Source organism: Microvirga tunisiensis (assembly GCF_009296175.1).
GTDB lineage: Bacteria > Pseudomonadota > Alphaproteobacteria > Rhizobiales > Beijerinckiaceae > Microvirga > Microvirga tunisiensis.
Window position 1 is genome coordinate 1 of the sequence record NZ_VOSK01000018.1, and the last position, 11,638, is coordinate 11,638.

Annotated in this window: 10 protein-coding genes; 7 read left to right on the forward strand and 3 right to left on the reverse strand. The window is 58.3% G+C overall.

All coding sequences use genetic code 11. From position 1 onward, the window contains the following. Together FS320_RS47170 and FS320_RS07835 are read right to left on the reverse strand one after the other, a co-directional pair. On the reverse strand, positions 1 to 194 hold a 194-nt coding region (locus FS320_RS47170; RefSeq protein WP_210252203.1), incomplete at its 3' end, for a hypothetical protein. A gap of 116 nt (positions 195 to 310) precedes the next feature. Then, positions 311 to 1,267: an ArsR/SmtB family transcription factor gene (locus FS320_RS07835; protein WP_152710583.1), complete on the reverse strand. Its 957-nt coding sequence runs from the start codon at positions 1,265 to 1,267 to the stop codon at positions 311 to 313. 158 nt (positions 1,268 to 1,425) lie between these two features. On the opposite strand from FS320_RS07835, the gene FS320_RS07840 reads away from it, so the two are divergent. The 7 genes from FS320_RS07840 to FS320_RS07870 all read left to right on the forward strand — a co-directional run bounded on the left by FS320_RS07840 (position 1,426) and on the right by FS320_RS07870 (position 9,764). After that, positions 1,426 to 3,315 (forward strand): ABC transporter substrate-binding protein, encoded by a 1,890-nt coding sequence (locus FS320_RS07840; protein WP_152710585.1) that lies wholly within the window; start codon positions 1,426 to 1,428, stop codon positions 3,313 to 3,315. Positions 3,316 to 3,356: 41 nt separating this feature from the next. Continuing rightward, positions 3,357 to 4,361 carry an ABC transporter permease gene (locus FS320_RS07845; protein ID WP_152710587.1) on the forward strand — a complete coding sequence of 335 codons (1,005 nt, stop codon included), beginning with the start codon at positions 3,357 to 3,359 and terminating at the stop codon, positions 4,359 to 4,361. After that, entirely contained in the window at positions 4,361 to 5,230 is an 870-nt protein-coding gene (locus tag FS320_RS07850) for an ABC transporter permease (protein ID WP_152710589.1), read from the forward strand. Before FS320_RS07845 ends, FS320_RS07850 begins: the two co-directional genes overlap by 1 nt. Next, entirely contained in the window at positions 5,227 to 6,288 is a 1,062-nt protein-coding gene (locus FS320_RS07855) for an ABC transporter ATP-binding protein (protein ID WP_152710591.1), read from the forward strand. The genes FS320_RS07850 and FS320_RS07855 overlap by 4 nt, the downstream gene beginning before the upstream one ends. Positions 6,289 to 6,300: 12 nt before the next feature. Further along, positions 6,301 to 7,149, forward strand: coding sequence for an ABC transporter ATP-binding protein (locus tag FS320_RS07860; protein WP_152710594.1), 849 nt, complete (start codon positions 6,301 to 6,303; stop codon positions 7,147 to 7,149). Between the two features lie 65 nt (positions 7,150 to 7,214). Next, positions 7,215 to 8,768 carry an arabinosylfuranosidase ArfA gene (gene arfA, locus FS320_RS07865; RefSeq protein ID WP_152710595.1) on the forward strand — a complete coding sequence of 518 codons (1,554 nt, stop codon included), beginning with the start codon at positions 7,215 to 7,217 and terminating at the stop codon, positions 8,766 to 8,768. 165 nt (positions 8,769 to 8,933) lie between these two features. Further along, positions 8,934 to 9,764, forward strand: a complete 831-nt coding sequence (locus FS320_RS07870; protein ID WP_152710597.1) for an NAD-dependent epimerase/dehydratase family protein — start codon at positions 8,934 to 8,936, stop codon at positions 9,762 to 9,764. Between the two features lie 990 nt (positions 9,765 to 10,754). Here FS320_RS07870 and FS320_RS07875 read toward each other — a convergent pair. Next, the gene (locus FS320_RS07875; protein WP_152710599.1) at positions 10,755 to 11,597 is read right to left on the reverse strand and encodes an SLC13 family permease; all 843 of its coding nucleotides are present in this window, start codon (positions 11,595 to 11,597) and stop codon (positions 10,755 to 10,757) included. Between the last annotated feature and the right edge of the window lie 41 nt (positions 11,598 to 11,638).

Consider the following 11,638-nt stretch of genomic DNA (forward strand, 5'->3'; position numbering starts at 1 on the left):
TTTGCAAACCGTCGTCTTGAGGCCCTGTCTCCTACATTGCGCATGAGCTCCACGATGCGGGACCAGCCATGATTGGCGGGATGAACAGTCGTGGCCGTGCCGCTTGCATTTGAACATAAGAGTTCCATCGAGATGAAGATCGCGCCAAGATCAGTGCGGATAGCGGTCTGCGTGGGCCGGTGATCGAATGACATGGGTCGCCTCCAGAGTGGTGGGTCAGCAACCTCACTCTGCCATCAAGCGGATCGCTATCCACCCCTCATAGGATCTCGACCCAATTCGGACCTTACGGCCCTTTGGAGTTTGCCATTTACACCAAGGCGCCCGGTTGCTCCTTCAGATGGATCCGCATAACGATATCCTGATCATAATTTCCGAAACCGCGACCAAAGATATTAATTCCACCAGGGTGTCGGGCCGTCTCATCGATCCCGATCCTCAAACGAATTCCGTGATGCTTATCGAGATCAAGTTTATCGAGTGTTACATCCGATATCTGGACGTCGTTCACCGATGTTCCACTCCGGGAGATCCGCCAAGTAACGAGCTTGCCGTATTGTGACCCCTCCAGCTTCCACCATTGTGGAGTGTAAACACCGCGCTTGTCGCCGAAGTCACTCGGGGAGATCCAAGTCCCGATTTTCACATTGTTGACCCAGAGGCTGATCTCGGATGGCCAGTCAAGGCTCGTGCCCGGAACCTCCGACGAAAGCTCCATAACGAATTCGAGCCTATCGATCTTAGCGCCTAGAACCTTGCCGTTGTTAGGGAATTTGTATTCGACGAACCCCCGCCTGAACCAGATCAACGATGCATTCATGCGGTGGGGATCGAGAAAGAAATCCGGCACGTCGAGAACGCCCAGGACATTCTCTGTCGAGCAGAGTCCGCAGGGGGCGCTCACATCACAGCTCGTATAGAGACCGATAGGCATGGACACTTCGACATGGTCCCTGCTCTTGAGTGCATCCTGATCGTCGAATCGAATGATGATTTCGTCATAGCGAATTGAGCAGACCTTCTGCTGTCCCTTGGACGCTTTGAGCGTCTCTGTCTCAATCAGCCCCGAGCGTTCTAATACCTGGATATGGGTTGCAATCGTGGACTGCGGCAAGTCCAGTGCATCGCTGATCTCATTCACGTTCAGCGGACCTCGTGCCCGCAGAAGCTTGAGGATCCGAATCCGCCCGGGGGAAGCGATTCCTCGGATTGCTTCAGAGCTTTCCTCTGCGACAAGCGTCAGAAATTTTCTTTTGAATGTCGACATGCAACCGCTCGACCAAGATCTCGGGCCACTTGGAGCCCGTTCAGCTGAAAAGGATATGTATCGGGAGTTTCGATATATATCAATGATCCCGTTGACCAATCCCGAAAACTAAGTGCTAACTAAGAAAAAACATAAAGTTGATCCCTGGAGGAGCGCCAATGCGAATTCTACGCTTGCTTACCGTTGCGACAGGTCTGGCTTTGGCCGCGACCACCGCGCTGGCTCAAACCACCGTCCCGGGTGTGCCCCGGAACGAGACCCTCATTCTCGAAAACCCGGAAGGCACGATCAAGAACCCTGGATGGTTCAACATCTGGACCATCAATGCTGGCGGGCAGTACACCGGGCTGCATCAGCTTGCCCTTGATACGCTCTGGTACATCGATCCGGAGCGCGGCCTCGATGGGGTCTGGGAAAACTCGCTTGCGGCGGAAAAGCCGATTTACAACGCGGACTTCACCGAGATGACGGTCAAGCTGCGTCCTGGGGTCTACTGGAGCGACGGCGTCGAGTTTACCGCCGATGATCTCATCTACACGGTCGAGACCCAGATCAAGAATCCGGGCATGCGCTGGAGTGCGTTGCTGGCGCTGAACGTCGAGAGCGTGTCATCGCCCGAGCCATGGACCGTTCGGTTCAAGCTCAAAAAGCCGAACTCTCGCTTCCACTCGCTCTTTACGGTGCGGTTCAACGCTATCTGGATGATGCCGAAGCACGTCTTCGAGAAAGCTGCCGATCCACAGAAATTCGACTTCAACCCGCCAGTTTCTCTTGGTGCCTACAAGATCCACAGCTTCGACCCTGACGGGAAGTGGTACATCTGGCAGAAGCGCGACGACTGGCAACGCACCACACTTGGGCGGTACGGTGAGCCGGGACCGAAATTTGCAGCCTATATCGACCCAGGTCCGCCGGATAAGCGCGTGATCGCGCAGCTCAACCACAACTTGGATGTGGTGCATGACATTGCCCCCGAAGGCATGTTCACCCTGTCCAAGCAGTCTCCGAGCCTTAAGACTTGGTTCAAGAACTTCCCATTCGCGCATCCCGACCCGACCTTGCCGTCGGTGATCTTCAACATGCAGAACCCGGCCTTCCAGAACCGCGATGTGCGGTGGGCGCTGGCACTGCTGATCGATGTCAAGGCCGTCTCGATGGCGTCCTATCGCGGTGCTGCCACGCTTTCGCCAATCGGTATCCCACCGACCGGGACTCATCCCGACGACTACCACATCCCGCTCCAGGAGTGGCTGGCGTCCTATGAGATCGACACCGGCAAAAGCAAGATAAAGCCTTACGATCCAAACATCGGAAGCCAGATTGCCGAAATGCTGCGCCCCACCATGAAGGAGCAGATTCCGACCGATCCGAAGGAGATCGGAAAGGCGTTCGGCTACGGTTGGTGGAAGCCAAGCCCGCAGGCTGCCGCGGAGCTGCTTGAGAAAGCCGGCTATACGAAACGCGGCAATGCCTGGTACACGCCCGACGGCAAGCCGTTCTCGATCAAGCTGATGGTCGAGGGTGACACCCGTCCGATCCTGACCCGAGCCGGCACCATGATCGTCCAGCAATGGCGCCAGTTCGGCATTGATGCCAAGACGGAGGTCGCTCAAGGCACGATGCTCGACCGCCGCAACGCCGGCGACTTCGAGACGCTCATTTCCTGGAGTGTCGAGACCTACGGCGGCCATCCGGACCTGTCCTACTTCCTCGACAGCTGGCACTCCCAGTTCGTCGCGGCCTCGGGCAAGACGCAATCGCCGCGCAACTGGCAGCGGTGGAGCAATCCGGAGCTCGACAAGATCATCGAGGAGGTGCGCCGGATTTCCTTCGACGACAAGCGGACCGTCGAACTTGGTCGTGAGTACGCCAAGCTCATTGTTCGCGAAATGCCGATCATCCCGCTGATGGCATACAATGTCTTCACGGCCATGGATGAGACATATTGGACAGGATACCCGACTGCGGACAATCCCTATGCCAATCCCGTCCCGAATTGGGGTAATTCCCGCTCAATGATGGTGAAGCTGAAGCCCAAGCAGCAGTAGCGCGCAGACGTCTCTTTCTATTGTCAGACAAGGAGCGGTCCATGAGGGCTTACCTGACCTACCTGTCCAAGCGGCTGGTGCAGTTCGCTGTCGTCGTCTTCGTCGGGATCAACATCACCTATCTGGTGACGCATATGACCCCGATCAACCCGGTCGAACAATCAATCTCAGCAGCGACAGCGTACGGGGCTACCAGTCCGGAAGCCATCGAGATGATGCGGCAATCGCTGCGTCAGCTCTATGGTCTCGAGGGCACGCCCTGGGAACAGTACGTCTCGTTCTGGAAACGGGTTTTGGTCGGAGACTTTGGGCCCTCCTTGTCGGCTTTTCCAACACCGGTCTCGCAGCTCATCCTGCGAGCCCTTCCCTGGACCGTCGGTCTCCTCCTGGTTTCGACGCTCCTGACCTGGTTTCTCGGCAATTTACTCGGCGGTCTCGCGGGCTACTACCGTAACAGCCGCATCCTCAAGGCGTTCGGCGTTCTCAGCATGGGGATCCACCCCATCCCGTACTACGTCGTCGCCTTCGTCCTCCTGATCGTCTTTGGTTTCCTCTGGCCGGTTCTGCCGATCAGCGGTGGCGCTACAATGGCGTCGGACCGCTCCAACACGCCTGCCTTTGCCCTCGATGTCGCCATTCACTCGATCCTGCCCGTGCTTTCTCTGATGGCGGTCGGCATTGGCGGGTGGTTCATGGGGATGCGCTCGCTTGTGTCCAACATCGTAACCGAAGACTATGTCGTCTACGCGGAGCTCGCGGGCGTCAAGCGCAGCAAGATCCTGCGATCCTACGTGATGCGGAATGCCCTCGGCCCCCAGGTGACTGGCCTCGCCTTGCAGCTGGGGGCCATCTTCAACGGTGCAATCATCACCGAGCAGGTCTTTGGTTACCCAGGTGTTGGATCGCTCCTGATCAGCGCAGTCCATGCCGGTGACTACAGCCTGGTTCTTGGTATCACAACAGTCTCGATCGTGGCCGTCTCCGCCACTGTCCTGCTCATCGATCTTCTCTATCCGCTGATCGATCCACGCGTGGAGGCACGCTGATGAGCACTCTGAAGATTTTTCGCGACCTCTTCCGCTACAATGGAGAGTTCGCCATAGGCCTTGTGCTGGTGCTTGTTGTGCTGGCGGTTGCGGTCTGCTCCTTCTTTTCACCGTATCCGCCGATGGACGTCTACGTCGTACCGCCCGATGTGCCACCCTCCTGGGAGTATCCTCTGGGCACCACGTCGCGCGGGCAGGACGTATTCTGGCAGCTCACCTTTGCGATCCGAAATACCCTGCTGTTTGGCATCGTGGTGGCGGTTCTCAGCCGTATCATATCGCTCGGGGTCGGACTGATTTCAGGCTACAAGGGCGGCTGGGTCGACCGCGTCCTGATGTCGATCAACGATACTTTCGTCGTAATCCCGCTCTTTCCCATCTTGGTGCTGTTCTACTTCATCATGCGGGACCAGATGTCCTGGGCGATGCTCGCCGTTATCACCGCGCTTCTGGGATGGGCCTATGATGCGCGGCTGATCCGGTCCATTGCCATGAGCCTGAGGACCCGCGAATTCACGCGCCAAGCCGTGTTCTCAGGTATGGGCACCGGCAAGATCGTTCTCCAGGAACACTTGCCGTTCGTTCTGCCGATTGTGTTCTCGACGACCATGAACAACATCAATTGGTCGATCGGCATCGAGGTAACGCTGTCGGTCTTGGGTTTCACCGACATCAACACTCCCACTATCGGCGGCATGATCTACTGGGCAAACCAGCACACTGCACTGGTTTCAGGCATCTGGTGGTGGATCACGTTCCCGGTCGTGCTCGTCATCATGCTGTTTATCGGTCTGTTCCTGCTCGCCATCTCGATGAACGAATACATCGACCCGCGTAGTCGTCTCAGCCGTCTCGGAGGGCAGGCATGATCACCGGGCTCCGACCCATTCCTCCTTCCGTCGAACTAAAGGCTCCGCAGACCGCGCCGCTGCTCGCAGTGGACCGGTTGAAGGCTTACTACAAGACGCAGCTGTTCGGCGTCGACCGCGAGGTGAGGGCGGTCGACGACGTAAGCCTCAAGATCAACCGCAACGAGATCTATGGGCTCGCCGGCGAGTCGAGTTCCGGAAAGAGCTCCCTCATCAAGACCATTGCGGGCGCCATCCGTCCTCCGTTCCGAGTTATCGAAGGCTCCGTGCGGTTCAATTTCAAGGATGGAGAGCGGGATATCTACAAGCTTTCGCCGCAGGAGCTGTCGGCGATCCGCTGGAGCCATCTGTCTTACATCATGCAAGGCTCCATGAGCGTGCTGAATCCGGTTCGGCGGATCAAGCACGCCTTCGCGGACTTCGCATTGCCGCACGTGAGGGTGAAGGGGGGCGACTTTACCCGCCTCGTGGAGCGCCACCTGAAACGCGTTCACCTCGATCCTGCGGTCCTCCAGGCCTACCCGCACGAGCTGTCTGGCGGGATGCGGCAGAGGGTGACCATCGCTCTGGCAACCGTCTGCAGCCCGGAATTTATTATCGCCGACGAGCCGACGACGGCGCTGGACGTGATCGTCCAGAAGGGCGTGCTCTCCATGGTGCGGGAGATCCAGCAGGAGCTCGGGTCCTCGGTCTTATTCGTGACCCACGATATGGCGGTTCACGCCAACCTCACCGACCGTCTCGGCATCATGTATGCCGGCCGGCTAGTGGAAGAGGGCAGGACAAGGGATGTGTTCAAGAAGCCGCTCCATCCCTACACCGCGCATCTGATTTCCAGCCTGCCGCGCATCGGGGACGAAGCGCCAAAGAAGGGCCTTGAAGGCTCGCCGCCGAGTCTCGCTGACCCTCCGTCGGGGTGCCGGTTCCATCCCCGCTGCCCTCTCGCCATCGACATCTGTCACCGCGAGGCTCCGCAAATGGTGGAAATCCTGCCCGGGCACCGGGCAGCCTGCCACGTTGCTCAGGCCGATCCCACTCGGGTCGAGGCGGTCGCATAAGGAGGCAAGCGCATGAGTCCGAACCTTCTTGACGTGGAAAACGTCAACAAGATCTTTACGAGGGGCGGTCTTGTTTCGCGGAGGGTCAACCATGCCGTGAATGATGTCAGCTTTTCTCTCGCGGCGGATAAGCCTGAGGTGTTTACCATCATCGGTGAGTCCGGCAGTGGAAAAACCACTCTGGCGGGCATGATCTTGAACAGCGTCGCTCCGACAAGCGGGCGAATCATGTTTCGGGGAAGAGACCTGCGCGACGTCCGCAGCCGCCGTGACAGGCTCGCGTTCATGAGCCACGTGCAGGCGATCTTCCAGAATCCTTTCGATGCATTCAATCCCCTGAAGCGCGTCGATCGCTACCTTTTCAGTGCGGCTCGGCGCTTTACGGAATGCCGCACAACGGAGGCGGCGGCAGAGCGGGCTGACGAGTCCCTGCGCAAAGTCGGCCTGTCACTTGCCGAAATCCGAGGGCGCTATCCGCACGAAATGTCGGGAGGGCAGCTCCAGCGCGTGGCGATTGCGCGCGCGCTCGTGTCCAATCCGTCCCTGATCGTCGCCGACGAGCCAGTCTCGATGATCGACGCATCGTTGCGTATGACCGTGATCAACCTGTTCAAAAAGCTGCGGGACGAAATCGGAGTCTCGATCATCTACATCACGCACGATCTCGCGACCGCCTACTATATCAGCGACCGTCTGATCATCATGCAGAAGGGCAAGGTAGTTGAAGGTGGCGACGCCCGGACGGTGCTGGCGGCCCCGCAACATCCGTATTCCATCAAGCTCCGCCAGGCGGTGCTGTCCGTCGACAACGCTTGGCGCGACGACCCTTTCACGGACATCATCCCGGCAGTAGCGACCTGATCCACCCCTCATTCCCATCACCAGCTCAAAAAGAGTTTGCCTGCTTAATTGATCGGAGCCTTCCCATGAAAGAAGCCAAAGTCACCATTGACCGCGATTTCTCAATCGCGGAAACGGATCCTCGTCTGTTCGGCGCCTTCGTCGAGCACCTGGGACGCTGCGTTTACGGCGGCATCTACGAGCCGGGCCATTCAACGGCTGACGAGCGGGGATTCCGACGTGACGTACTTGAGCTCGTCCGGGAGCTGGCTCCCACCATTATCCGCTATCCAGGTGGAAACTTCGTCTCCGGATACAATTGGGAGGATGGCGTCGGCCCTGTGGAGAACCGCCCGCGCCGGCTTGATCTCGCTTGGATGTCGACCGAGCCGAACACATTTGGCACCAACGAGTTCATGGACTGGTGCCGAGTGGCCGGCGTAGAGCCCATGATGGCTGTCAATCTCGGCACACGGGGCCCCGATGATGCTCGCCGTCTCTTGGAGTACTGCAATTTTCCAAGTGGTACTGAACTGTCCGATCTGCGCCGATCTCATGGATGGGAAAAGCCGCACAACGTGCGGTTCTGGTGCCTGGGCAACGAGATGGACGGCCCATGGCAAATGGAGACCAAGACTGCGTGGGAATATGGACGGATAGCGGCCGAGGCCGCCAAGCTTATGAAATGGATCGATCCAACTATTGAACTCGCCGCCTGCGGCTCGTCCTCGCGCAACATGCCGACCTTCGGCAGCTGGGAGGACACTGTGCTTGATCACTCATTTGATCATGTCGAATACATCTCATTGCATACCTATCTGAATAACTATGCGGATGACACCCCGGCATTCCTCGCAAGTCCGGACCTGATGGACAGCTTCATCGAGGAGGTTGTCGCTATTGCGGACGCGGTCGCTGCGCGCAAGCGCTCGCCCAAGCGCATCATGCTGAGTTTCGACGAGTGGAACGTCTGGTATCGGACCCGCCGCAAGAACGAGGGTCGCGTCAAGCTCGGTTGGCCTGTCGCGCCAACGATCCTCGAGGAGATCTACAACATGCAGGACGCGCTTGCTTTTGGAGGCGCCTGCATCTCCCTGCTCAATCACGCCGATCGGATCAAGTCGGCCTGCCTTGCGCAGCTGGTGAACGCGATTGCTCCGATTATGACCGAGACTGGCGGGCCTGCCTGGCGTCAGTCGATTTTCTATCCCTTCAAAGATATGAGCAATCTCGGCCGGGGCACGGTGCTGCAAACGAAGGTGAATTCGCCCACCTACGAGACGACGTACTACGATCCACGTGGTACATCGGAGCTACGGTTCCCGCTTCCGGCCGTGCCCTACCTCAAGCTCTCCGTGGTTCACAACCATGACGAGGATTGCGTCACCATCTTTGCGCTCAACCGCAGCCTCGATGAGAGCCTGTCGATCGAAGCGCTCGTGCGTGGCTTCGAGGGTCTGGCAGTGAAGGAGGCGCACCAACTGCGCAACGACGATCTCATGGCCATCAACACGAAGGATGCACCAGATACGATCAAGCCCTCGTCACTGGAGGGTGTTGAGATTTGGGGCGAACAGGTACGGGCCAAGCTCGCTCCGGCCACGTGGAACGTAATCCGACTCGAAGTTCAGAAGCAGTAAGCGCCTGAACGAGGCTGTCGAAGAAGGGCCGCTTGAATGATCTGCCAGGGCGGTCGCCGCCCCTGGCGCTTTTCCGACTTTACACGCGTTATTCGCGCGAAGGGTAAGGCTTGTTGCTGACGCAGAACAGTCAAAACTCAGCAAAGGGTGTGAAGGAGATTGGCCATGGCAAAGCAACGGGTGCTGCTGACAGGTGCAACCGGTTACATCGCGGGCCAGTTGCTCCCGGACTTTCGCGAACGGTATGACTTGCGGCTCATCGACACTCGGCGGGAGAATGGAACAGGTCAGCCGATTGATGGTGTCAAGGTGCTCGATCTGCTCACGGCGAGTTCTGCGGATCTGAGCGCTATTTTCACCGGAATGGATGTGGTGGTCCACTCGGCCTACCAGCCACCGGCCGGTTCCGATCCGCAAAGCCAGTACGACGGCGAACGCCGTAACATCGATATGATGCAGCGGGTCTACCAGATGGCTCTGGACCACGGTGTACGACGAGTGGTGGCGGCCAGCACCAATCAGGCAGCGAAGTGGTACGAGCAACCCTACTTTGCTGGCCTGCGTGATCGCGTCGGTCCGGAGGATTACCCGCGACCGGACAATTTCTATGGTTGGGCCAAGGCGGCTTACGAGTCGCTCGGGTTTTTGTATGCGTGTGGCAGCCTTGGACGGAAGCTAGAGGTAATTCAACTTCGGGTTGTCGTTCCTCGGGAGATCGACGCCAGCCAGTTTGCCGATCTGCCCCGTTATCGTTACGTGCGCGAACTCGCAGGCTACATCAGCGGGCGCGATTTGCAGCAGCTATTCTGCAAATCCATTGAGACGTCTCGGATCGACGATGAGTACGGTGTGCCATTTCATATCTTCTACGGGGTTTCCAACAACGCCCGCAAGTTCTGGAGCATCACCAATGCGCGTCGGGTGATTGACTATCAGCCACAGGACGACTCTGAGATGCGTTTCGCTGCCGATATCGCTCGGTTGATGAGCCATTGAAACCGAGAGGTCGGATTGCTTCGGTAGGGAATACCTCCCGGACATTGCCGGACCGCAAGGAAAAGCGGAGCGACCATCACAGGACAGGGTCATATCATCGCCTAGACACACAGCCTAGTGCAGGGCTCAAGCAGAGATTCCTTGTAAAATTCCGTCTCCGGAACTCCCTCTGTGTATCCGGAAGGTCTCCTTTCGGCATGAGGCCGAAGTCGATCGAATGTCCGCATTCGCGCGGTGAGCGGACATCTCCACGGCCGCGCCAAGGATCGTCCTTGACCCCAACCGGATCTTCGAAGGTCCCTAACCCATGCAGTATTCCATGATTAAAGAGTCCTATTCCCCTGTTGGCTCCCGTTTAGTAGACGCGATCCTAAAGAGGGGGCCATCCGGGCCACCACTGCGAAATAAGGGGTGCCTTTGGAGCATTTGCCGCCCGGTGCCATGAGGATTGAGGGCGCTTGGGATCCCTCCTAGAGCCATCCCGATTGACAAACAACAGACATCCCGGCTGAGCGAGGCATCTCATTCGGAGATGGCCGTCGTTCCGAGATTGATGCATTCAGCTCTAGCGGCATGCGCAATGCTCCTATCCCTAGCCAAAAACACCAGATCGGGATGGAACATGAAGCGATTTCTTCCAGGATCACTGGCCTTGGCGTCACTTGCCGTATCCCACGGCGCACTCGGGCAGACCCCTCAGAAGGCTGTCAACGCGAACACATCGCCACCTGATTGCGCGTGGCACGTGAACTACGATCGCAATGCGGAATTGCCGGGTTACCTGACCGAACGTGGTGGAGCAAAGGTCTGCATCCTCTTCCTCGCAACGGATCAACTCATCGATAGCGGTGCCGAAGACAAGCCGTCCACGTCTGGGGTTCCTGCATCCCAGCCTGCGAATGAGGCTGGTTCCGCGCACCCCCGGCACGAATCCACCGCCCGGCTCGGTTTGTCACGAACTATCCGTTAACCGATCGCCTCCAACGTCTGCTACATCGGCAGGATCCAAGGTACCACGATCACGCAAACGATAAGGACGAGGATGGAGAAAGGCACGCCAAGCCTTATGAAGTCTCCGAACGAATAATTCCCCGGACCAACCACCAGGGTGTTCACCGGAGACGAGACAGGCGTCATGAAAGCGGTTGAGGCAGCCAAGGCCACGATCATGGCAAAAGGATACGGCGAAGCGTTCAGATCCTTGGCCACCGCAAGGGCGACCGGCGCCATCAGGACCGCGGTCGCGGTGTTGGAGATGAACATGCCGAGCAGCGCGGTTATGAGGAAGAGGGCTCCGAGGATCACACGGGGCCCGGATTCGCTGATGAGCGTCATGAGGGCATCAGCGGCCAAGTCCACTCCCCCGGTCCTCTGCAACGCGATCGAGAACGGCAGCATGCCAACGATGAGCACAATCGTCTTCCAGTCGATCGAGCGATAGGCGCTGGGAAGATCGATGCACCCCAATAGCCCCATCAGCAGGCACCCGATCAACGCGGCATGTACGTTCGGAATGACGCCGCTGATCATCAGCCCGACGACGAGCGCTAGGCAAGCAACCGCTTGAACGGCCTTTCCGGGGACTGGGAGAACTTCGTCGAGTTCCGCGGGGAGTCGGATAATTCTCTGATGTTCGTTGTCAATGAGCTTGGACGTGGGAGTGCGATCCCAGGGCGGGAGCCGGGTGTGGCAGGATGGAGCGATTGTGCAGGGCTGGCGGCAGAGCTGCAAGACGACGGTTGAGCCAACTCTGATGCGCGGGTTGGTCACCGCATTTCCGTGTGTTCGTCCGGGGCTGCCTCGATCTGCCAGCGGGCGTCGATGAAGGCTCATCGGCCACACAATTCTCTCAAGGATTCCCCACCGAGGCCCTG